This is a genomic window from Bacillus nitratireducens, assembly GCF_001884135.1.
Taxonomy (GTDB): Bacteria; Bacillota; Bacilli; order Bacillales; family Bacillaceae_G; genus Bacillus_A; species Bacillus_A nitratireducens.
This window is the reverse complement of record NZ_MAOC01000018.1, coordinates 16862-40701: the sequence shown is the minus strand read 5'-3', so window position 1 is coordinate 40701 and position 23840 is coordinate 16862. Positions and strand designations below refer to the sequence as shown.

The 23840-nt window shown below is 34.9% G+C and carries 24 protein-coding genes, 2 pseudogenes and 1 riboswitch; of the genes and pseudogenes, 3 read left to right on the top strand and 23 right to left on the bottom strand.

Annotated features, from left to right (window positions below; genetic code table 11):
- From BAU23_RS04870 to BAU23_RS30115, 4 genes and pseudogenes are all read right to left on the bottom strand, one after another.
- Positions 1-198, bottom strand: a pseudogene (locus BAU23_RS04870) (type 2 isopentenyl-diphosphate Delta-isomerase); the annotation flags it as partial.
- 12 nt (positions 199-210) lie between these two features.
- A complete protein-coding gene (rpsA, locus tag BAU23_RS04865) occupies positions 211-1359 on the bottom strand; it encodes a 30S ribosomal protein S1 (RefSeq protein ID WP_000229578.1) in 1149 nt (382 codons plus the stop codon).
- Between the two features lie 330 nt (positions 1360-1689).
- The gene (cmk, locus tag BAU23_RS04860; RefSeq protein ID WP_000361260.1) at positions 1690-2367 is read right to left on the bottom strand and encodes a (d)CMP kinase; all 678 of its coding nucleotides are present in this window, start codon (positions 2365-2367) and stop codon (positions 1690-1692) included.
- A 130-nt stretch (positions 2368-2497) separates the two neighbouring features.
- The gene (locus tag BAU23_RS30115) at positions 2498-2671 is read right to left on the bottom strand and encodes a YpfB family protein (RefSeq protein ID WP_000738046.1); all 174 of its coding nucleotides are present in this window, start codon (positions 2669-2671) and stop codon (positions 2498-2500) included.
- Between the two features lie 180 nt (positions 2672-2851).
- Between BAU23_RS30115 and ansA the strand changes: the two genes are divergently transcribed.
- The gene (gene ansA, locus BAU23_RS04855) at positions 2852-3826 is read left to right on the top strand and encodes an asparaginase (RefSeq protein ID WP_000822015.1); all 975 of its coding nucleotides are present in this window, start codon (positions 2852-2854) and stop codon (positions 3824-3826) included.
- A 36-nt stretch (positions 3827-3862) separates the two neighbouring features.
- Here the strand turns inward: ansA and BAU23_RS04850 are convergent, their stop codons facing one another.
- The 12 genes and pseudogenes from BAU23_RS04850 to BAU23_RS04795 form a co-directional block, all read right to left on the bottom strand.
- Positions 3863-4843: a YpdA family putative bacillithiol disulfide reductase gene (locus tag BAU23_RS04850; protein ID WP_001168498.1), complete on the bottom strand. Its 981-nt coding sequence runs from the start codon at positions 4841-4843 to the stop codon at positions 3863-3865.
- Positions 4844-4952: 109 nt separating this feature from the next.
- Positions 4953-5483, bottom strand: coding sequence for a peptidoglycan recognition protein family protein (locus BAU23_RS04845; RefSeq protein ID WP_001240649.1), 531 nt, complete (start codon positions 5481-5483; stop codon positions 4953-4955).
- A gap of 77 nt (positions 5484-5560) precedes the next feature.
- Positions 5561-5797, bottom strand: coding sequence for a DUF3961 domain-containing protein (locus BAU23_RS04840; RefSeq protein ID WP_071733675.1), 237 nt, complete (start codon positions 5795-5797; stop codon positions 5561-5563).
- A gap of 95 nt (positions 5798-5892) precedes the next feature.
- A pseudogene (locus tag BAU23_RS04835) lies at positions 5893-6101 on the bottom strand (hypothetical protein).
- Between the two features lie 80 nt (positions 6102-6181).
- On the bottom strand, positions 6182-7468 hold the full coding sequence (gene gudB / locus BAU23_RS04830) for an NAD-specific glutamate dehydrogenase (RefSeq protein ID WP_000225168.1): 1287 nt from the start codon (positions 7466-7468) through the stop codon (positions 6182-6184).
- Between the two features lie 325 nt (positions 7469-7793).
- Positions 7794-8402: a genetic competence negative regulator gene (locus tag BAU23_RS04825; RefSeq protein ID WP_001235405.1), complete on the bottom strand. Its 609-nt coding sequence runs from the start codon at positions 8400-8402 to the stop codon at positions 7794-7796.
- A 77-nt stretch (positions 8403-8479) separates the two neighbouring features.
- Positions 8480-9355: a MerR family transcriptional regulator gene (locus BAU23_RS04820; protein ID WP_001143289.1), complete on the bottom strand. Its 876-nt coding sequence runs from the start codon at positions 9353-9355 to the stop codon at positions 8480-8482.
- Positions 9355-10131: a metallophosphoesterase gene (locus BAU23_RS04815; protein WP_071733672.1), complete on the bottom strand. Its 777-nt coding sequence runs from the start codon at positions 10129-10131 to the stop codon at positions 9355-9357. Before BAU23_RS04815 ends, BAU23_RS04820 begins: the two co-directional genes overlap by 1 nt.
- A gap of 83 nt (positions 10132-10214) precedes the next feature.
- Positions 10215-10685 carry a LysM peptidoglycan-binding domain-containing protein gene (locus BAU23_RS04810; protein ID WP_001231537.1) on the bottom strand — a complete coding sequence of 157 codons (471 nt, stop codon included), beginning with the start codon at positions 10683-10685 and terminating at the stop codon, positions 10215-10217.
- Between the two features lie 22 nt (positions 10686-10707).
- Positions 10708-11271, bottom strand: coding sequence for a CPBP family intramembrane glutamic endopeptidase (locus BAU23_RS04805; protein ID WP_001025786.1), 564 nt, complete (start codon positions 11269-11271; stop codon positions 10708-10710).
- Positions 11271-12800, bottom strand: a complete 1530-nt coding sequence (locus BAU23_RS04800; RefSeq protein ID WP_000762983.1) for a RecQ family ATP-dependent DNA helicase — start codon at positions 12798-12800, stop codon at positions 11271-11273. The genes BAU23_RS04805 and BAU23_RS04800 overlap by 1 nt, the downstream gene beginning before the upstream one ends.
- Positions 12790-13851, bottom strand: a complete 1062-nt coding sequence (locus BAU23_RS04795) for a YpbB family protein (RefSeq protein WP_016129020.1) — start codon at positions 13849-13851, stop codon at positions 12790-12792. The genes BAU23_RS04800 and BAU23_RS04795 overlap by 11 nt, the downstream gene beginning before the upstream one ends.
- Positions 13852-14132: 281 nt before the next feature.
- On the opposite strand from BAU23_RS04795, the gene BAU23_RS04785 reads away from it, so the two are divergent.
- Entirely contained in the window at positions 14133-14381 is a 249-nt protein-coding gene (locus BAU23_RS04785; protein WP_001151994.1) for a ferredoxin, read from the top strand.
- A gap of 274 nt (positions 14382-14655) precedes the next feature.
- On the opposite strand, the gene BAU23_RS04780 is transcribed toward BAU23_RS04785, so the two are convergent.
- Positions 14656-15234 (bottom strand): ECF transporter S component, encoded by a 579-nt coding sequence (locus BAU23_RS04780; protein WP_000810848.1) that lies wholly within the window; start codon positions 15232-15234, stop codon positions 14656-14658.
- A gap of 164 nt (positions 15235-15398) precedes the next feature.
- Positions 15399-15538: riboswitch (FMN riboswitch) on the bottom strand.
- A 400-nt stretch (positions 15539-15938) separates the two neighbouring features.
- Between BAU23_RS04780 and BAU23_RS04775 the strand changes: the two genes are divergently transcribed.
- Positions 15939-16625 carry a hypothetical protein gene (locus BAU23_RS04775; protein ID WP_000710840.1) on the top strand — a complete coding sequence of 229 codons (687 nt, stop codon included), beginning with the start codon at positions 15939-15941 and terminating at the stop codon, positions 16623-16625.
- A 170-nt stretch (positions 16626-16795) separates the two neighbouring features.
- On the opposite strand, the gene BAU23_RS04770 is transcribed toward BAU23_RS04775, so the two are convergent.
- From BAU23_RS04770 to resB, 6 genes are all read right to left on the bottom strand, one after another.
- Positions 16796-17410, bottom strand: coding sequence for a peptidoglycan DD-metalloendopeptidase family protein (locus BAU23_RS04770; protein ID WP_000645529.1), 615 nt, complete (start codon positions 17408-17410; stop codon positions 16796-16798).
- A gap of 84 nt (positions 17411-17494) precedes the next feature.
- Complete coding sequence (locus BAU23_RS04765) at positions 17495-18076, bottom strand: cob(I)yrinic acid a,c-diamide adenosyltransferase (RefSeq protein ID WP_000781249.1); 582 nt, start codon at positions 18074-18076, stop codon at positions 17495-17497.
- 135 nt (positions 18077-18211) lie between these two features.
- Positions 18212-19987, bottom strand: coding sequence for a sensor histidine kinase ResE (gene resE / locus BAU23_RS04760; protein WP_080119866.1), 1776 nt, complete (start codon positions 19985-19987; stop codon positions 18212-18214).
- Positions 19987-20703 (bottom strand): DNA-binding response regulator ResD, encoded by a 717-nt coding sequence (gene resD, locus BAU23_RS04755; protein ID WP_000426861.1) that lies wholly within the window; start codon positions 20701-20703, stop codon positions 19987-19989. The genes resE and resD overlap by 1 nt, the downstream gene beginning before the upstream one ends.
- 301 nt (positions 20704-21004) lie before the next feature.
- Positions 21005-22162 (bottom strand): cytochrome c biogenesis protein ResC, encoded by a 1158-nt coding sequence (resC, locus tag BAU23_RS04750; RefSeq protein WP_000250068.1) that lies wholly within the window; start codon positions 22160-22162, stop codon positions 21005-21007.
- A gap of 14 nt (positions 22163-22176) precedes the next feature.
- The gene (resB, locus tag BAU23_RS04745) at positions 22177-23802 is read right to left on the bottom strand and encodes a cytochrome c biogenesis protein ResB (protein WP_000910542.1); all 1626 of its coding nucleotides are present in this window, start codon (positions 23800-23802) and stop codon (positions 22177-22179) included.
- Positions 23803-23840: the final 38 nt, after the last annotated feature.

The following is a 23840-nucleotide window of genomic DNA, read 5'->3' as shown; positions in this document are numbered from 1 at the left end:
ACCACCAGTCATCGCATTGATAAAAATCGGCGAACTTAGTGAAAGTTCGCCGATTTTTGTTTCACATGTTATAGTGTCATAACTTGAATTTGGCAAGCTTTGATGCACAAAATCAATATCATGAAAGCCATGCGTACGAGACTGACCAGTAGAAAGAGCATATTCAATATGATCTAATTTACGTTTTGCCCTTACCACTTGTACCCCTCTTTATTTCTTTAATTTTTTCAGTTGTTCACCAATAATATCACTTAACTGGAAAGTAGCCGAATCAGCATTTGGCTCATATTGGCTATAATCTTCTGTTACATTATTTTCTTCAAGCGTTTCTTTTATGCTTAAAGAAATACGTTTTTCTGCTACATGGACTTCAAGCACTTTCACTTTTACTTCTTGTCCCATTTCCAATACTTCATTTGGATTTTTCACGTGACGATTTGCAATTTGAGATACATGTACAAGCCCTTCAACACCAGGTAAAATTTCAACAAACGCACCGAATGTAACAAGGCGTTTTACTACTCCCTCACGAATATCTCCAGCTTTTATTTCGCCAGCAACATTTTCCCAAGGTCCTGGCTGAGCTGCTTTAATTGATAAAGAAATACGTTGTGTATCGGCATCAACAGATAGCACCTTTACTTTTACCTTTTGACCTTGCTCTAATACCTCAGAAGGTTGTTCTACACGTTCATGTGAAATTTGTGAAATGTGAACTAAACCATCCACACCACCAACGTTAACGAAAGCACCAAAATCCGTTAATCGTTGTACTGTCCCTTCAACAACATCTCCTTCTTTTAACGAAGAGATGGCTTCTTTTTTCTTAGAATCTAGTTCTAGTTCTACTACGGCTTTATGCGAAAGGATTACACGATTTTTTTCACGGTCTAATTCAACAATTTTCACCGCTAATGTTTTCCCTTTATAGTCAGCAAAGTCTTCTACATAATGTACTTCTACAAGTGAAGCTGGGATAAAACCACGAACACCAAGGTCCACAACTAATCCACCATTCACGATATCTTTTACAGTAACATCAAATACATAACCAGAATTAAATTTCTCTTGTAATTCTACCCACGCTTTTTCTGCGTCAACAGCACGTTTAGATAAAACAAGATCATCTTCTTCTAATTTAATAATTTTTAATTCAAGTGTTTGATCTAATTCTACAACATCGCTTGCTTTTTCAATATGAACGTTAGCTAATTCACTAATTGGAATTACGCCATCTGTTTTGTATCCAACATTTACAAGAACTTGTTTCTCTTCAACTTTCGTTACAGAACCTGTAACAACGTCACCAACTTGTAATTCTTTTGAATTCATAACTTCTTCATTCATTTTCTCTACCATGGAAATACCTCCCTACAGAATTGACAAAGCATTTTTATGTATATACGAAATGAAAACAAATGTTTTCATTTGCATGTTTAAGAATTTATCATCACATATTCTGTTTCAATACAGTTCACAAGAAACTATATTAAATCTATATAAATAGTATACAGCAAAATCATCTTGAAGAAAGTATGATTTGAAATATAATAGCGAATATATTCTGACAGTTTTTTTCCTCTGTAACTAACTTCTTACAAATTAGCCCATTTGTCAAGAAAAGAGACTTATAATTCACGTATCCTTTACATTTCAAAAAAAATAAAGAAAGAGGATAGTCCTCTTTCTTTATTTCGCAAATACTCCTGAAACAATACCCATAATTTTTTGGACAACTTCTTCAATTGATAAAGAAGTTGTATCTAATTCCAATGCATCATCAGCTTTTTTCAAAGGAGAAACTTCACGTTCTGAATCTAATTTATCACGCCTAGCAATTTCTTCTTTTAACTGCTCTAAATTAGAATCGAAACCTTTATTCATATTTTCTAAATGTCTTCTTTCTGCTCTTTCTTCTACAGAAGCAAGCATAAAGATTTTCACTTCAGCATCTGGTAGTACATGTGTACCAATATCACGACCATCCATTACTACGCCGCCCTTTTCAGCTAATTCTTGTTGACGACGTACCATTTCTTCACGAACAAGACGATGCTTTGCTACAATAGATACGCGATTCGTCACATCAGGTGTACGAATCACTTCAGAAACATCTTGTCCATTTAAAAATACAAGTTGTGTATTTTCCCCTTGTTGAAATTCAATATTCACATTTTTTACAACTTCCATTAACTTTTCTTCATTTTCAATATCCACTTTTTGTTCAAGGGCTGCATATGTAATAGCACGGTACATTGCGCCTGTATCAATGTAAACATATGAAAGTTTTTTTGCAACAACTTTTGCAACTGTACTTTTCCCAGCAGCTGCTGGACCATCTATAGCAATCGAAATTCGTTTATCCATTGTAACACCTCATTTTTCACTTATAAAACAAAACGAAAAGCAGGTATTCTCCCCCTGCTTCTTCCCATTTGCTTCACGTCATTAAATCCTCAATTATTGTAGCATAATCCACCATAGAAGAAAATGAAAACTACTTATTCACCTGTAAGATTTCCGCCCTATTTTTCGTGACGACACCTTCGTAATAAACAATTTTCGATAAATATTTCACTGATGATTTATGTATAAATAACAATTGCACAACACAAAGACAAATGAATTGTATTACTAATATACGAATAAAAATTTTCTCCATCTTTTTCAACGTAATTGCTACCTCCTATCCTATATTTACACATTTCGTTTCGTGATTTTATGCATCGTACATATAGTAGCTAACTTTATTGTCATTTTCGAGGCATACTTTTATACATTTCCATTGTCGAATTTACTCAAAACATGTTATGTTCTAAATGTATTTTTCAACTTGAAAGGGGTATAAGCATTGAAAAGAATCCTAGTTTTACACACAGGCGGAACAATTGCAATGGAGGAAGATAAAGAAACTGGGGTCGTACAACCAGGTGAAAAAAATCCTCTTTTAAAATTCATTCCTGATTTAGAAGGCGATGTTGATTTAATCGTTGAAGATGTCTTCCATCTACCATCTCCTCATATGACACCGAGCGAAATGTTACAATTACAAGTCATCATTGATGAAAGAGTAAAACAAGACAACATTCATGGCGTAGTCATTACGCATGGTACGGATACATTAGAAGAAACAGCCTATTTCTTAGATTTAACAGTGCAAGCAACTATTCCAATCGTTGTAACAGGCGCAATGCGTTCTAGTAATGAATTAGGTGCTGATGGTCTATATAACTTCTTATCGGCTGTAAAAGTAGCTAGCTGTAGTGAAGCTGCTGAAAAAGGTGTTTTAGTCGTATTAAACGACGAAATCCATTGCGCTACAAATGTAACGAAAACACATACAAGTAACGTGGCAACATTCCAGAGTCCACAGTATGGACCAATTGGTATGGTAACAAAGCGCGGCGTTGTATTCCATCACGCTTTAGTACATCATGAAACATATTCAGTAAATAAGGTTTCTAAAAACGTAGTTGTTCTAAAAGCATACGCTGGTATGGACGATACATTGTTAGCAGCAATTGAAAACCTTCCAGTAGACGGGATTGTTATTGAAGCACTTGGACAAGGTAATTTACCTCCAAGAACACTTCCTAGTCTAGAACGATTAATCAACAAAGGAATTCCTGTTGTATTAGTGTCTCGCTGTTTCAACGGCATCGTGCAAGATGTATATTCGTATGAAGGCGGGGGCAAACAATTAAAAGATATGGGTATTGTATTCACATACGGTTTAAATGCTCAAAAAGCACGTATTAAATTATTAGTTGCATTAGAGAATACAAATTCTCATGAAACAATCCAAAATATGTTTATGCACAATTAAAAAGAAGCTGTCGAAGTTTATTTCGACAGCTTCTTTTTATATTTCCCTTGATGCAATGGTTTGCGCAATCGCATCCCCATGAAATCTACCGTTCTCGATAAATATTTCATTTGCATTATTCCCAGCAGCAATTACACCTGCAATGAAAATATTTTCAGCGTTTGTTTCCATTGTATCCTCTGTATAAATCGGACGCCCTGTTTCTTCATCAATCCGAACACCCATCTTCGTTAAGAAGCTATGATCAGGATGGTAACCAGTCATCGCAAATACAAAATCATTTTGGATTGTATATGCCTCATCATCAACTGTATACGTTAATGTATGTTCAGTAATTTCTTTCACATGAGACTGGAAATGCATTTGAATTGTGCCGTTTCGTACTAATGCCTCAAACTCCGGCAGAATCCATGGCTTTATGCTTGATGAATACTCACTTCCGCGATATAGTACCGTTACACGCGCACCTGCTTTAACAAGTTCTAACGCGGCATCTACACTCGAGTTTTTCCCACCTATAACTACCACGTCTCGATCAAAATAAGGATGTCCCTCTTTAAAATAGTGCGCTACTTTCTCAAGTTTCTCACCTGGAACATTCATATAATTTGGATTGTCATAATATCCAGTTGCTATAACAATATATTTCGCGATATATATTTCTTTACTTCCGTCACGCTTTGTCGTCTCAACCCGAAAAACTTCTCCATCTTTTTGAACTTTCTCCACTCGTTCAAATGCATTTACACGTACAGATTTACGCTTTACTACTTCACGATAATACGCGAGCGCTTGGTTACGAAATGGCTTACGATTTTCTGTAATAAATGCAACTTCACCAATTTCTAATTTTTCACTAGATGAGAAAAATGTTTGATGAGTTGGATAATTATAAATTGCATTTACAATGTTTCCTTTTTCAATTACTAACGGATTTATCCCTACTTTTTGCAACGAAATTGCTGCTGCTAATCCGCACGGACCGCCTCCAATTATGATAGCTGTTTCTTTCTGCATACTCAGCTCACTCCTAGTCTTCTACCAATACACTATTTATAAAAACAAGAAAAAACCTACTTACAGCAGTAGGCACCTATCTTTATTGTATTCATTTTTCATATATTTGTCATCTAAACGAAACATACATCCGATAGACATCTGCTAAAAACTGCTGAAATTTAATGCCTTGTTTCCCTAATACATTCTCAGGATCAATCTTTCTAGCTGGATCAAGTGTTTTATGTGATACGATATCTTTTTTCGGATTCAAACCGAAGTTTTGGCATAAATACGCATGATACCACGTAAAACGAGTATATGCTTCCCAAAAGTTAACCTCACCGCCATAACAAAGTTCTACCCCAATGGCAGCCTTATTCGCATCATAACCATATAAGTCATTATCCGTCGGCACACCATATCTAACATGATACGCAACTTCATTTATAGGAACAATTTCCAATATCGTTTTGTCATCTATAAATGTATGCGCCGAAGCTTTCGGTTGTATTTCATTAAAGTAATCTCGATTCCCTATCGCATTGCTACCAGGATTCCCCGTATCATGACTTACAATAAACCTTACTTTAGAAAGAGGAATTCCCGGTCGTGAACTTCCATATCCAATATAGTTACGCTCTATAGGAAACATCGCCATTACTACCAACTCCCGCTGTAGAAAATTACCTTACTTCCTTATATGTATTCGGTAGCAATGTCCTTATAGCATATTTCTTATGCGAAGATAAAATCGAAAATATTTGATGTGAATACCATAAATAATAAAATACTTACAGCCACTCCATAAAAACCGTAAAACCAAACACAATCTTCTTTCGTATCTAAACCGAAAAATTTATTTACCGATTGTAATAATGTGCCACGCTTACTTTGTTTTTTTCGTAATACTTCCACTCGTTCTACAACATCTGCTGGCATCATAAATCTTTGGTCTACTGTCATTTTCATCATTTATCTCTCCTTAAAATCATTTCCGTTTTGCTTATCTAAGGAAAGTATAGCACGTTTGTTCGTGTAGAACAAGCGTTCTTTTTTTATTTTTTATTCTATTTTTCAACAAGCCAAGTAATAATTGTGAATATAAACGCGATAATTGGTCCAACTACAAATGCACCAAATATTAAAACAATAATCCTTCGCCGAACACCCGAACGATACTTGTCTTTCGGGCTCTCTTAACTCTTGCAAGTTCACCCTCTAACACCTTAACCTTTTCTTCTAATTGGTCTACCCGTTCCATCATTTCATTCCCCATATACAACACCTCATTTAATACTTCAACAAAAAAACGCGATTCCCTCGAAAGGAAATCACGCTTTCTCAAAACATTATATATTATACCCAACCTCTGAAGCGACTAGCCTCAGCCATTTTACGAACACCAATCATGTATGCAGCTAAGCGCATGTTCACTTTACGAACTTGTGATGTTTCATAGATTGAATCGAATGATTTTACCATTACTTTTTCTAAACGTTGTTCTACTTCTTCCTCAGTCCAGTAGTAACCTTGGTTATTTTGTACCCACTCAAAGTAAGATACTGTAACGCCACCAGCACTTGCTAATACGTCTGGAACAAGTAAAATACCACGATCTGTTAAGATTTTTGTTGCTTCTAATGTAGTTGGGCCATTTGCAGCTTCAACCACAATCTTCGCTTTAATCTTATCAGCATTTTCTTCTGTAATTTGGTTCTCAATTGCAGCAGGAACTAAAATGTCACAATCAAGTTCTAACAGTTCTGTATTTGAAATTGTATTATTAAATAGTTTTGTTACAGTACCGAAGCTATCGCGACGATCTAGTAAATAGTCAATATCTAATCCATTTGGATCATGTAGTGCACCGTAAGCATCTGAAATTGCAATTACTTTCGCGCCTGCATCATGCATAAATTTAGCTAAGAAGCTACCTGCGTTACCGAATCCTTGAACAACAACGCGTGCACCTTTAATATCAATGTCACGTTTTTTCGCAGCTTCACGAATACAAATTGTTACACCTTTTGCAGTCGCTGTTTCACGTCCGTGTGATCCACCTAATACAAGTGGTTTACCTGTAATAAATCCTGGTGAATTAAATTCATCGATACGGCTATACTCATCCATCATCCATGCCATAATTTGTGAGTTTGTAAATACATCTGGAGCCGGAATATCTTTTGTCGGACCAACAATTTGGCTAATTGCTCGTACATAACCGCGGCTTAATCTTTCTAATTCACGGAAAGACATTTCACGTGGGTCACAAATGATTCCACCTTTACCTCCACCATATGGTAAATCAACAATACCACATTTTAAACTCATCCAAATAGAAAGTGCTTTCACTTCATTTTCTGTTACGTTTGGATGGAAGCGAATTCCACCTTTCGTTGGACCAACAGCATCATTATGTTGTGCACGATATCCTGTAAATATTTTAACAGTCCCGTCATCCATACGAACTGGAATTTTCACTGTCATCATACGAATTGGTTCTTTCAATAATTCATATACTTCGTTTGGATAACCCAATTTTTCTAATGCTTCATTAATTACAATTTGTGTTGAATTTAACAATTCAAAATGTTGTTCCCCTTGTTGTTGTGTTTTCGTTTGAGTTCCCTTTTCGGCTACCATAGTAAGTAAACCCCCTGTAATTTCACTTGTTTAGTAAACCTTCATTGCCTAGTATACACCGTTAAATTTGGAATGCAATAGAAAACGCTAACAAATATATACAAACTATTTTGTGTTGCAAGCGTTTTCACTATTATTATAGTCCTTTTATTGCTTTTAGAAAAGTAAAATACTTAAATATTTAAATATTTTTTATTTTCATCAAAAAATACTGATCCAATCTTCAAATACAGGTCGGCTAGTCTTGTTGCCTAAACTTCGCTTTATAGATTTTAGATTTTCCAATCTTCAGCTGAATAAAAATAAAACCTCAAGCTAAGTTACATTAGCTGAGGTTTTGCTTTTTCACAAAGTAATTGTATATTTGTTCAATTGCTTGAGAATCCATTAATTCTTTACCATATTCCATTATGCGGTAAATTGTTGCTGTTGACGGATTACCGTATTCCGCTAAAATAGCTATAAAATCTGCCTTTAATAATTGAAATTGCTCTTCTTCTTCTATCCAAAGATAAAAACGATTATCCCATGTATACAACTTCCCATCAGTTACACCAAGGTTATATAAGCGATTTGACAAATTAATTACATCATCTAATGTAGCAAACTCGTAAAGTATATGTTCACTTTCATCAAGAGTCACTTGCATTTCAATAAACTCGTCACGGAACTCATCTTCTGTGTCCACTTCTTGATTTTCTTTCGTTACAATTACAACCATACCTTGAGCTTGTAGAGAAAATACTTCCACAGCAATCGGACCATCCGCTTCAAACCCTAATTCTTTATTTGCTTCTTGCATCATATCACGGAATAGTTGCTGTACTTTCGGTGCATTTCTCCACAAATCTTCTTTCGTTAATCCTCGTTCTGATAAATCATCAAATGTTAGGAAAATTTTGATCTTATTGTAATTTAAACGTTCCAGTCTCATCTCATACCCTCCCTACGTAACCATTGCATCTAATTTTTATTATATGAAATAGAAAATAGATGGTTCTTTTCGAACAACTATTCTGACATTCTTAACCATCCATCCCATTCTTCTTTCGTGTTACCAATAAGGATATTTTGAAGATTTAATTGATCCCCAATGCTTTTTCTTCCTATAAAACCAACAAAGAGATTTTTATTTTTTGCTTGCAACAAATCAATAAATCTTACTGCCTCTTCAAGTTCTCGCTCATCATCAAAAGATATAAACAAATACTTAGGTTGCAATTGTTCAATAGCTTGTAAAATACCTTCTTCATCTAAACTTGTCCCCATATACATTGCTTGATATCCTTTTATTCGTAAATACGTCGCGAAAATAAATCCTTTTAATATATTATTTTCTAAAACGAAAACTTTGTTAACGGAAGAATACACTGATGCATTATGATAAATCATTCCTAGACGTGTTTGTAAGAATGATACAACATATTTGAATTGTGACATTGTAATCTCATTATTATTTTTTAAAATTAACAACTTGTTTGCCACTTGAAGAATGATACTTATAACAACCTTTTCCGTTGAATATATACTAAAAACCTCGTTTAATAATACAGAAGTTGTAATTTCATCAAATTCTAACAAAGCTTGTAGTATATCGTCCACTAAAACAACTTCTTTATCAGTAATTTTTTCTATTTGAATGTTGTTCTGCAACCGATTCTCTTCTAATAACTGAACGGCTTGTCCAATCATCATCCCCCCAGAAACTTTGTTCATTAACCATTTCAAAATATGAATATGCTCTTCTGTATACAAACGATGCCCCGCATGATTTCTCTTTGGGGCAATAATATGATAACGTCTTTCCCATGCGCGGAGTGTACTCGGTTGAATTCCGAGTATATTCGAAACAGCTTTTATATTATAGTTTCCATTTGAAGTTGGCATTATTTCCCTCCACACAACGTAATGATATGTGTTTGAGAAGGTGCCCGAAAACGAAGAGGAAACAATGTTGTTCCATACCCATTACTAACAAAGAGTGTCATATTAAAATGCTTATATATACCACCCTTTAAATGTTTTTCAGATGGAAACAACCGAATTTGTCCTCCATGTGTATGTCCACTTAACACAAGCGAAATTTGTTCTTTACCGGACATTTTCTTTATTATATCAGGGTTGTGACTAATTAAAATGCGAAAACCTTCTTCTTTACAATCAGCCAATGCTAAATCTAAACGATCTCGTTCTAATCCAACATCATCGATACCGAGCAAGCAAATTTTCTCACCCACTTCAGACTCAAATACAACTCTTGTATTATCTAATACCTTCACATTATTCTCTAACAATAAAGCATCTAATTCGTGATATTCAATTTCATAATCATTATTTCCCCATACAAAATATACAGGGGCTACTTCTCTTAATTTTTGAATATTTAAAGAGATTTGCGATAAAGGTACTCCTTTTTCAGCTAAATCACCGCCAATAATTACGATATCTGCTTTCCCTTTTACTCGTTCAATTAGCGAGCTAGAAATGAACCTTCTATGAATATCCGAAATAAAAAAAATATTAACTTTTTGAAAACTTTCCGGAAATTCTTCGAATACTAATGTATGTTCCAGCACAGTATTACGCATCGCTTCTTTATACATTCCAAGAAGACATACAAAACCAATGCATATGAGAGTACATAATAATATAATCCATGTCATATATTTTTTACTCTCCCTCCTCGTAAAGTATAGTCCTTCATTTTATATGCAGCTATTATATATCACTCATTTAACTAGCTCTCTTACTTCGCAGACTTATCTTTTATAGGAATTTTTAATTCTTGTCCTACTCTCACTTCGTCTTCTTGTAAATCATTATATTTTTTAATTACTTCCATCCCGTTTTCATCTGAGAAATATTGCTTCGCTATACTTTCTAAACTTTCTCCATCTTTCACAATATGAGTTGCTACTTTCTCAGACTGCTTTTGAGATTCAGTCTTAGCTGAATCAAAGAAAATTACTTCAAACGCACTTTTCCCAGCATTATTACTATCACTTTTCACCTGTGTATATTTATCTGTATACCATAGAATACTAATAGGTAACAATATGAATAAAAATGTTAAAACTCGGACGAAAATATGATTCATTTTAAATTTTGGTTTTTTCTCTTTATTTCTACGAATTTCACTACGCGGCGGTAAACCTTCATCTTCTTCCACTCGCTCAACTTCTAACTCCTCTTCAAAATCAGGAATTCGTTTTCTCATGTTGTTCACCACCACCTTCCATTTATTTTCTTAATTGGAGTCCCATTATAAAATCAACAAGAAAGTGTGCAAAGATTGTAATAAACAAATTTCCTGTCCACTCGAATACATAACCAAAAACAAAGCTAATAAAGCAGACGAAACAAAACAAAAAAGGCTTCGTTATATACCGAATATGTAACACGGCAAAAATTAAACTCGCTATTACAATTCCAAAATGAGTCTGCACTACACCTCTAAATAAAAACTCTTCCGCAAAGCCAATAATAAACGTGATAACGAGTAAATGCATGACAGAGATTCCTTGAAACATTCTATCGTTAATGCCACCATCATCAAACCAAGATTCTGGAAACACTCGCATTGCAACATAATCTAATAACACAATACATATCGCTAATAAGCCACCTAGTACAAGTATAGAAATCGGTTCCCATTTCCACAAACTATAAACTTCTCTTTTATCTTGAAATAATATGTATGCTAATAAACAACCGATACCAATAATAATTAGTTGTGTTATGTATAGATTCAGTCTTATTTCCCTCGGACTCATATCTTCAACATTTTGCCTTTGAATGTTCATCATTCCTCCATCTTCCCTAGGCCGAAAAGCTTTTGTAACTCTGTTTCCCAATTATAGTCGAAAACTGACTGTTGCGCTCGTCTTTTTTTATAATCTATTTTTGTAATACCACAGTAATCACAACAGTTTTCTATCTCTTTTTCCTTTCTATAACCGAACTGTTGTAATAAATATTCACGCCTACATCCTTGAACTTGTATCCATGACTTCATATTTTCTAGCTCACTATATTTATTACGCAGTCTTACTTCCACTTCCGCTATTAATCTGTGCATTATTTCATCTGACAAGCTCTCTAGCAGAAGATTTCGCTGTTGTATGATTCCAAGATGTTCGAGATGATAACGGATAAAACGCCAATATTGTTCATTAAATCTTGCTGCATTATAACAAATTTCTTCTACATCTTCTATTGGTAATACTTTCGTTTGAAACATTCTTTCTTGTAGTAACGAAAATAAAAATTGTATTTGTGATTTACTTGGCAATTCATCTTCAATGATTGAAATTGGTAAATCATGATCCAATGGACTACATAACAAAATAGCTATACTCGGTTCACCATCCCTCCCCGCTCTTCCAATTTCTTGTAAATAGGAGGCTACATTTGTCGGATATTGAAAATGAATAATATATCTTGTATTCGCCTTATTGACCCCCATCCCAAAAGCACTTGTACATATTACAATTTGCAACTGGTCATTCATAAACTGTTGTTGAATTAACATACGCTCTTCATGTTCCATACCACCATGATAAAAAGCTACACCTGTAATTCCTTTTCCTCTTAAATACTCGGTTAAACGCTCTGTCCAGGCCCTACTTGAGCAATAAACAATACCAGGCCCTTGCAAATACATTATATGCTCAAAAAGCGCCTCTTTTTTTTCTTCTATCGTTTCCACAAATTGCACTTCCATCGCAATATTTGGACGATCAATTGAATACACATGCTCAGCGATATTTTTTAGATTTAAACTTTCCGCTATATCTCGCAGTACATCCTTTGTAGCAGTTGCTGTTAATGCTAGTACATTTGGAGATCCGATACTCTCAATTACTTTATCTAATTTTTTATAATCTGGCCGGAAATCATATCCCCATTGTGAAATACAATGCGCTTCATCTACGACAAATAATGAAATATGTATTTTTTTCAATTCTCTTATTAGAAGTTCCGACTGCAACATCTCTGGTGATACGAAAACAAATTTATAAAAAGATAGCTTTTTCATCGCTTCTCTTTTTTCACTTAACGTCCGAAAACTATTAAATGCAATAACTCGATTTTTCACGACATACTTTAATTGCGTAACTTGGTCTTCCATTAAAGATAATAATGGTGATACAACAAGCACCGTCCCCTCTTGCAGAAGCCCTGGAAGTTGATAACACATTGACTTTCCCCTTCCAGTCGGAAGCATTGCTACAACATCTTTTCCTTCCAATAAGTCCGTAATAACTCCTTTTTGCCCCGGACGAAATTCAGAATATCCAAACCACTTATATAAATATTCCTCAAGCTTCATTAATACCCTCCATCCGTGCCAATACAAGACGGACTTCAAAATAAGAGATCCCCTCTCCAACCGCTTGCTTCAACACACGCAATTTACGTGTTTGTAATGCTTCAATTACTTTTGATACTTTTTCTATTTTTTCTTTTTCCATAAACATCTCAATAGAAAATTCTTTTTCTCGTAAAGCAATCTCCACAAAATGATCTTCTATCGTGGCAACCTTTAAATTCCGAATTGTCGCTATTTCTTCTAAAGAGCGTCCTTGTCTCCAAAAATTATATGTTTTTTTCGTTGATAAGCTAAATAAATCAGCTTTCTCATTTGGATAAGAAATAATTTCAACTAATAATGGAAATTCATTTTCTTTATTGCGAACTTCTTGAATAAGGAAATGAATTGTACCCCAAAATAAAAAGTACACTCGAAATACATCTTGTTTCGTAATCTCCGCTAATTGTTGTAAAGTACACCCGATACGTTCATAGCCAGTTAACCGATATGTTATGATTGTCGCTTCTACTGAATTATTTTTTTGTAAAAGAGTATCCATCTCCTTCCACAATCTTTTAGCCAATTCATTTCTCGTATATGGTATTCCCGTGAGAAAACGTTTTACCCACATCATTATTTCTGTATCCTGTTGAATTGGAATAAATTTCGCATTCGCCTGTTGTATATTCGAAATGGTTTGAACGATTAATGATAATCTCTTCCAAAACGTTTCACCTATTTCACCATAGTGTAAACCATGTAAATACGTCGGAAAGGCAAATTCATCTTCCCATTTGTTTAATTGCATGATACCCGCAGTCGTTAACACGTATGTATTATCATCTATAGATTGAACTAAATCCGTCTGTAACAACTTGGCAACTTCTTGATCATAATCAGCTCTATTTAATGATTTATAAATCCCAAACAAAAAAGAAATTTGAAACATATTCCCATCTTGTAATGTTTGCGACGATCTCTTTCCTTTTAACAAATAATAAATCGAAGAAACGGTTCTTTCACCATTCAATTGTTTTAAACAATATAATAAAGTATATTGTAGCTGCATTACCGCTTCCACCTTTCAGTCTAACTTCATTCCTTTTTCAATACGATCGCATTTAACTTATCATATTCACACTACATGCTTGTATATATTCTATTGTATCAAACGAAATAACATTTAAGTATTTTGAAAATCTTATGAAATTATTCAAAAACAAGTTGACACCCTAATTGATAAGCATTATCATTATAATTTTATGTTGAAAAGTTTTAAAAACCGTTTTACAATAAGGTTATAATTTTTTGACGAACTTTTCACATACATATTATTAGGAGGGAAAAAAGATGGCAAAATATACAATCGTTGATAAAGATACTTGTATTGCATGTGGTGCTTGTGGCGCTGCTGCACCAGACATTTATGACTATGATGATGAAGGTATTGCATTTGTAACATTAGACGATAACCAAGGTATTGTTGAAATTCCAGATGTATTAATTGAAGATATGATGGATGCATTCGAAGGCTGTCCAACTGACTCAATTAAAGTTGCTGACGAATCATTTGATGGCGACTCTTTAAAATTCGAATAGTCTTTTATTAACTTCAAAAAATGCCCCTCATATGGATGAGGGGTATTTTTTGTTTTCTATTTTCATTCTATTTAATAAAAAACCATTAGTAGTCCATACTACTAATGGTTTTTTTATCCCGCTATTTGCGGGCAGTAAGACCCCTACCTCAAAATTCAACGAAAGCAAAGAAGTTAGGTGAGGGGCGGGCTGCCCGTAAATGCCCGATTGGTGAAGGCTAATAATCAGTGGGAGATGAACAAAGCCCCCACTGATTAAAGTTTCACTTTATATTTTATGCATTATTCATTTTTGCAAACACCCATACTTTCAGGCGTGAGAACAACGCTACAAATACAATTGTCACTACAATTCCTTTAATCAAATTAAATGGTAAGATTGCCGTTACAACAGTTGTTTTTATAGCATCACTAGACATAGCTGGTGAATTTAAAAACCAAGTGTAAGCTGGGAATATGATGATGTAGTTTAATACACTCATGATTAACGCCATTGTAATTGTCCCTAGCATTAATCCTGTAGTTAAACTCTTTACAGTACGATACTTTCTAAATAAGAAAGCTGCTGGTCCAATAAATAAACATCCTGCAATAAAGTTTGCAATTTCTCCAACTGGCACTCCCGTTAAGCTTCCTTGAATCCCGTAATGTAAAATATTTTTTATCGCTTCTACAATTACTCCTGCAATCGGTCCAAAAATAATCGCCGCAATTAAAGCTGGCACATCACTAAAATCAATTTTTAAAAATGGCGGAAGCCCTGGGAATGGAAAATCCAACATCATTAGTAAATACGCAATACTACTTAGCATCGCTACACTCACCATCTGCACTACACTGTTTTTTTGTTTCATCTTTCTCTCTCCTTTTCCATCGATCTTCTCATGGAAAGTGGAAAGGTTCTGCTATGCCTATTTTTTCATAGAACGAAAAAACCCCTTTGCGATTTACACAAAGGGAGAGTTTTAAGGCACATCAAACAGACGTTCAAATACTTATCTTTTTTGAACGCTTGAACCTCCATCTTCTCCCATCCAGACTATACTGTCGGCTTTGGAATCACACCAAATCCTGCCTTAACGGCTCGCGGGCTTAGAACGAAATTATTAACTGTTCATCACCGCCGGTCGGGATTTTCACCCTGCCCCGAAGATAGACCGATATTCTATTTTCCACTTCATTATACAACAACATGATCGTATTGTGAACAAAAAAAGTGTAACTTATTAAAAATAAGTTATTAACTTTATATAACAAAAAATACAATCAATATATTTTACAATATAACCCATATTTTTTATCCCGCATTAACGGGCAGTAAGACTCCCACCTCGAAATTCGGCGAATGCGAGGAAGTTAGGCAGGAGTCGGGCTGCCCGTAAAAGCCCGATTGGTTCAACTAATAATCAGTGGGGGATGGAAAAAACCCCCACTGATTAAAGTTTCACTTTATAATTCGGTATTTCTCTTATGAATCCCCCTAGTCATATATCGTTAAAAGTGATAAGATGTTGAATTGTTAAGATAAGAACATTTTCTGAGTTATGGAGGAAATGTCATGAAGAAAGATAAAAGACACTCTATTCGAGAAGCAATGAAAAAGAACTTAAGAAAAGAATACTTTTATTTGAAAAAAGAATTACTTTTCTACTGTCCAATTGATCTAGGCACATTCTCAAGAGAGACATACTACGCTACTTTTGACCAAGATGGCATAAGTATTTATCAGTACGATAAAAAAACAGAAAGTAAATTAAAATTGTGTGAGCGTCATCCATGGAAGAGTTGGAATAAGGTAAAAGTTGATCACTATTTAACAACTTCTCAATTTATTTTCCAAGGTGAGCGAAACTGGATTTTATCCCTTTTCCAAAAAGGAAAAGAAGCTCAAAAAATAATTGAAGAACATACATCTTTACAAATTGAAGTTGTTTCCCGTCCTTTTTCCAAGAAACTTCCTGGTTTCCGTTCTAATACACCATTGAATAAATACATCGGTAGCATTTGTTACACTGCACTTATTGCATTTTTATTAAAATGGATGATTCCATTTCAAGCACCACAAATCGCCCTGTATTCTCTTTCAATTGGCTTTATGCTTCTTGGTTTACTTTGTCTTACAATTGGTCTAATCGAACCAAGTATCGTACTATTTCGGACAAAAGAGAAAACAAGAACAAAAGTCTTTTACTTATATAGCTACTTAGCTATTTCTGGATTTATATGTGTCTTTATTTTTTGGTAAAAGAAACCGTCCCAAAAGATTTTTTGGGACGGTTTTTCATTAGGAATAGGTTACTCTTATCTTCGTATGTTATTGCTAAGTCAACATTTCTTGTCGAAACGTCGATATAAATTCATTTACTATCATATTCTTAAAAATCTATTCAAAAGTTATACTTCGGGAAGTTTCCTTTACTTAACGTATAGTTGTTGGTTCGGATAGATTCGCTCTTGTTGTAATCCATTTTTCACTTTGATTTCCTCAACTGTCATACTAAATCTCCGAGCAATACTAACTAAAGTATCACCTTTTTGTACAACATATAATGATGATGACACGACTTGATTTCTTTGTTCATTTAAAACAAGCAACGGATTCATCGCATTCCTTTTCTCCATCGTCCATCTTCCTTGATGCACTTCTAAATGCAAATGCGCTCCTCGCGATTCTCCTGTATTCCCTACCTCTCCAATTCGCTCTCCTTTTGAAATATTATCCCCTTGAACTACATATCTCTTATTTAAATGCGCATAAACAGCCTCATATTCTCCATGTTTAATAAACACAACATTTCCATAACTACTTGAAAAATAAGACTTTGTCACCTTACCATTTTGAATAGCTGCAACAGGCGTTCCAATGGACGCAGCTATATCAATACCATAGTGTTTCCCATGTCTTGTCCCAAAATAATCACTTACCTGCCCATCAACAGGCCATATCCACTGATTCTCTTCAGCGTAAACATGTAATTGAGATGAAAATAATATACTCAATATCACCACGCCACATTTTAACGCTTTCATATACATCCTCCGTTTTCTAATAACCGTCATACCTTCTCTATTGTGGGATATTACAGAAGAAAGTATACAAAAAAAGGAAGTGAATTACTCCACTTCCTTCTCTTTTTTATTGCGAAAAACAAGTGCACTGCGGTTATATTCCACATCTTTCACTTGTAAACGCGCATTTATTACTCTAGCTACCGCAAACAAATAATCAGATAACCTATTTACATACTTTAGAACAATGTCATTGGTTTCTCCTTCTTTTTGCAATGACACTATACAACGTTCTGCTCTTCTTATAACTGTACGTGCAATGTGTATTGCAGCTGATCCCTCGCTACCACCTGGTAAAATAAAACGTTCTAATGGCGGCGCTTCTTCTGTATAAGAATCAATTCTTCTCTCTAAATACTCGACCATCTCTATCGTTACTTTATAGGGGATTTTCTTCTCTACTATTGCTAAATCTCCTCCACAATCAAATAGTTCATGTTGAATATTTTCAAGCTCGTTATAAATGTCACGAAAACATTCCTCTTGCAATTTTGACAGCGCGTATCCGATATGAGAATTCGCCTCATCAATTGTGCCATAAGCTTCTACACGTATATGATCTTTATCCACTCGGCCACCTATTACACTCGTTTCCCCTTTATCTCCTGTTTTTGTATAAAGTTTCATTTCATTATGACACCTCTCTTTTTCATACTGATTATTAAAGAAAAAAACTCTACCATTCTTTATTTAATTGAACTTACAAAAAAATAAAAAACAGTAGAGCTTTTATTCATTATCACTTTTAAAAAACATATATATCTAAATTATACGATTTGGTAAATATACAGAGAATGTAGTTCCTTCTCCAACGACACTCGATACAGAAATCTTTCCATCATGACCTTGAACAATATTTTTAGCAATCGCAAGTCCGAGTCCAGTTCCAACCTTTTTCCCACGCGTTCTCGCTTTGTCAGCTTTATAGAACCGATCGAACAAGAACGGAATATCTTCTTCTGGAATACCCGCACCTGAATCCTGCACTTCAAAAGTAAGGCCACTATTTTCTGTATTAATTACAAGTGTAACATGTCCACCCGCATTTGTATGACGGATTGCATTATCAATTAAATTCGTCAATACCTGCTCCATACGATCTGCATCAAACGGATATTGTTCAATTGGGCTTTGGAAATCAACTGTTAATTGAACTTCTTTATCCTTTGCAATCCCTTGGAATTTACGGCCAATTTTTTCGACAAATGGATGAATATCTACTTCACCAATATGTAACTCTACGTGACCACTTTCCATACGAGCTAAATCTAATAATTCATTTACAAGCTTACCTAAACGAACGGATTCATCATAAATGATTTGAACAAACTCATTAATTTCCTCTTTCGTTTGCACAATATCATCTAAAATCGCTTCACTATACCCTTGAAGCATGACCATCGGTGTACGAAGTTCATGTGATACATTCGCGATAAAGTCTTGACGCATCTTCTCAAGACGACGTTCTTCCGTCATATCACGCAACACTGCTACAGCCCCACGAATTTTCGTTTGATTGTAAAGCGGCGTCATAAGAACTACGTAGTTACCTTTTTGCAAATTAATTTCAACAACTTGTTGTTGCTCACTTTCTACAACAAGATGGAATAACTCAACAAGTTCAGAAGGTAGTTTTTTACTTAGCTCTATCTCTTTTTCTTCTTGCCACACTTGTAAGAAATGTTCGGCCGGTGGATTAATAACTACGACTGCCCCTTCTTGATTTAACGTAATAACCCCATCTGCCATACTACTCAAAATACTAGCTAACTGTTCTTTTTCTTGCTGCAAAGCATTCATATTAAACTTCAACTGTTTCCCCATTTGATTTAAGGCCGTTGCAAGCTCACCAATTTCATCCTGAGAAACCATAGGAGCCTTTGCATCAAACTTCCCACGTGCCACCTCAAAAGCAACCTCACGCATTTTACGAAGCGGTGCTGTAATTCGAGTAGATAAGAAGAACGCAAAGAAGGTTGTTAATATAATCGCAATCCCAGCCGATAAGAAAATAAAATCAGTCGTTCTCTCCATACCTTGTATCGGCACTTGTAATGATTCATATACGAACACTGCACTTTGATTTTTTGATTGCACCGGTTTTCCGACGATCATAATATCATTTTCAGTATTTTTATTCTTCCTGCTATTAGAAGCTTTTCTAATGTTATTTTTAATTTCTTTTTTGTCTTTAAATACAGCAGCTAATTCTTTATCTTCTTTTAAATCATCTATTGTTAGAGTAACTAACCCTTCTTGTTTCGGAGAAGAGGAAATCTCCTTACCATCTTCTACAATAATGATTCTTGAAAGTGGATCAGAGAATTTGTACGCGATATTCTCAATCGTTTTTACATCGGCACCTTCTTCAATTAGCTCTGAAACACTAGTTGCAACTTTTTGAAGCCTAGCTTCACTCATATCAACATAATATGTTCTAAAAAACTGCGAAAGTAAAATCGCAACAAATCCAAGAACAAACGAAACGAGAAGTAATATGGTCATCCATAACTTCCCTACTACACTTCTCCAAAGCATCAGTCGTTCACAACCTCAAACTTGTAACCAACGCCCCAAACGGTAACAATCATCTTCGCAGCATCTGGTGATTTTTTACTTAACTTCTCACGTAAACGCTTTACATGCGTATCAACTGTACGTAAATCTCCGAAGAATTCGTATTGCCATACTTCTTTTAACAATTGCTCACGGTCAAACACTTTATCTGGAGCTTTCGCTAAAAATAATAGTAATTCATACTCTTTCGGTGTTAAATTCACTTCATTACCATCTGCTGTAACACGGTGTGCATCATTATCAATTGTTAAATGAGGGAACACAGTAACATCTTTTGTCGTTGTATCTTGTGTAAAGAATGTTGTTGGTACAGCACGGCGTAATACTGCTTTCACACGAAGCACTACTTCACGAGGGCTAAATGGTTTCACGATATAATCATCAGTTCCTACCTCAAACCCTTGTACCCGATTCACTTCTTCACCTTTTGCTGTCAGCATAATAATTGGTGTCGCTTTCTTCTCACGAACCCCTTTGCACACTTCGATACCATCTTTACCAGGCATCATAAGATCTAACAAGATTAAATCATAATCATTTTGTAAGGCCATTTCTAAAGCTGTATCACCATTATCTGCTTCTTCAATTGTGTATTGCTCTCTTTCTAAATACATTTTCAATAAGCGACGAATACGATCCTCATCGTCTACAATTAATATTCTTGATTCATTTTCCATTTCTACCCGCTACGCATTTTAGCGCAACGGTTCACACCTACCCTTCTACAATATAATGTTGCACTTATTCTCATTTAACAAAATATTTTTTGAACGTTTCACTTTCCATATTATGCTTCACAAGAATAATAAAGTTTGTTCATTTTTTTTCCAAAACTATGTATTTTTTTTGAACAGTCTATTTGGTCCTCGACATCATTTTACAAAATCGACCGCTACTTTGTCATGTTTTTCTCAAAAAAGAAGAAAAGTTGACAAAAATAAAATAGGAAAGTGACATACACTCTCCTATTTTATTTCTCTATGCATATGAATGTAAACCCGCAATAATTAAGTTTACTACAATAAAGTTAAACATAATGATTGCAAAACCAATTACTGCAAGCCAAGCAGACTTTTCTCCATGCCATCCTTTAGATAAACGTAAATGTAATACCGCAGCATAAAAGAGCCATGTAATAAGTGCCCAAACTTCTTTGGGATCCCAACCCCAAAAGCGCGTCCAAGCAATTTGAGCCCAGATCATTGCAAAGATTAACGCTCCTAACGTAAACACTGGGAACCCTATCGCAATAGAACGATATCCGATTTCATCTAGTAAATCACTATTCGTATTCTTTACTAACGGCTGAAGTGCCGCTGATACTCGCTTACGCAAAACAAGTCTTAATACAATATAAAGTAGTGTTCCGACTAACACTGACCAAATAACAGTATTTAATTTTTTCGCATTTACAATTGCAGGGACTTCAACTGTTGGCTCTAATTTATTTTCTGTCATTAATTTCCCTTCATGCGGTCCAACTAAAGCCGGAAGATTGTACTTCATCTCCACTTGTTGTTCATTTTTATCAATCCATTGAAAATTCGCTTCATATTTCATACTAGAGAATACCGTTGTGATTGCAATAAATCCAACTGTACAAACAAGCGTATATACTACTGTCTCTAACCAAAAAGTTCGCTTACTTCTTGTCGATTGATCTACATTCTTCAGTAAGTACATTACGCCCGTAATAAAACTAATTGCTAAAATCGCTTGTCCTGCTGCCGCCGTCGTCACGTGAATATGTAACCAATTACTTTTTAAAGATGGAATAAGCGGAGATATTTCCCTTGGAAACATACTCGCATAAGCAATTAATAAAAGAGCAACTGGTAATGCAAATAATCCGATTATACTTACACGGTACATAAAATACATGACAATAAATGCTCCGACAAGCATCATGCCGAAAAATGTACCGAATTCAAAAAAGTTACTAACTGGCGCATGCCCTGATGCAATCCATCTTGTAACAAAATATACTGTTTGTGCAATAAACCCTAAAATTGTAATCGTTATTCCTATATTTGCCCATTTATTACCCTTTTCTTTAATTGCTCCTCCAAAAAATAAAGTTGCAATTAAATATAAGATGAACGCAGCGAACAGAAAATTACTACTTATTTGCACCATATCGTTTCCCCACCTTAACTAATTTTTTTATCATTCATTTTATCGTTTGGTTGTGGAATCGCTGTTCCTTCTAGTACTCTTTCAATATCTTTCTTTAAACTGAACCAATTTTTATTCGTATGGCCTGCAATCCACCATTCATCATTAACACGTTGTATCCAAATACGGCGATGATTCCAATACATACCTTGAATCACACCAACCATAAATATAAATCCACCTATACCAAGAATCCAAAGTGTTAAATCTTTCCTTACAGTAAGCGCTGTTGCATTTTGCATTTCCACACCTGCAAAGGACATTTTATACTTATTATTTCCATCAGGTTCTATATTTTGCTGAATTCCAACAAAACTCACTTCACCATCTGGTGTTTCTGGCGTAAACATTTTAAACACAAATGCAGGATTGTTTGGTAATTTCGTTTTTGTATTTGGTCTTCCATTCTCATCAAAATAAAAATCTGGGAAATAGCTTAATAATTCTAGAGAATACCCATTTCCTAAATCGTATTTTTCTGTAGGGTCTGCTAAATTCACTTTAATTGGTCCCCACTTTTGATTATTATCTTTGTTTTGCAAATGGAAGGACATGCTTTTAAATTCACTTTCTTTGTAATCCACCTGATAAACAGCAAATTGATCAAATTTCAGTGGTTCATTCACTCGAATTTCCGCTTCTTTTACTTTTTCCAGTTTCGGTTTTTGTCCTGCTATATTCTCGCCGACTGCTTTATACAATACAGCATTTGTTTGGAAATTTTTCGCAATCATTTTATCACCTACACGGTCAATTGCTTCATCAAAAACTTCCTTGTCCTTACTTTTATCGTAAACTTCCTTTATAAATTTCTCGTTTTTTAAATAGTATTGACCATGCGTTCCCGGTATTTCTTTCGTTTCGCCATCACGTAACCAAAGTGCTTCGTCTACGTACATACTCGGTAAAAAACGGAGCATTGCACCGAATAAAAAGATAATGAGACCTATATGATTCACATATGGACCCCAGCGTGAAAACCGTCCCTTTTCAGCTAAAATGTTTCCGTCTTCCACTTTCACATTATAGTTCGTTTTCTTTAAATTCATTTGGACTCTTTCCAAATCACCATCTTGCGGTGTACCAGTGCCGTATAATCTCTGCCTCTTTAAAAAGCTAGGGTGTCTTTTCACCCCTTGCTTCTTTAAAGCTTTATAAAGGGGAATGACACGATCTAAACTACATATCACAAGTGAAATACCAATTGAAGCAATTAAAATCATATACCACCATGAACCGTATAAATTATTAAATCCTAATTGATAGTACAATTGCCCTAAAAATCCGTATTCTTGTTTATAATATTCAGCTGGTGCAATCCCTGGAGTTATGTACATTTCTTGCGGAAAAATAGTTCCAATCGCCGATGCAGCTAAAGTAATTACAATGAGCCATACACCCACTTTTACAGAAGAGAAAAAGCTCCAAATTTTATCAACTATCGTTTTTGTTTGCGTGAGAGATCTCCGAGCACTCCCCTCATAGCGCATATCCAATAGTTTTATATTTTCATTGCTTTCAAATGGTTTCCCACAAGCTTCACAAAAAACAGTTCCTATTGGATTAACATGTCCACATTCACACTTAATTTCTTTCAACACTCTCACCGCCCCTGTATCTATATGTACTATTGTATATT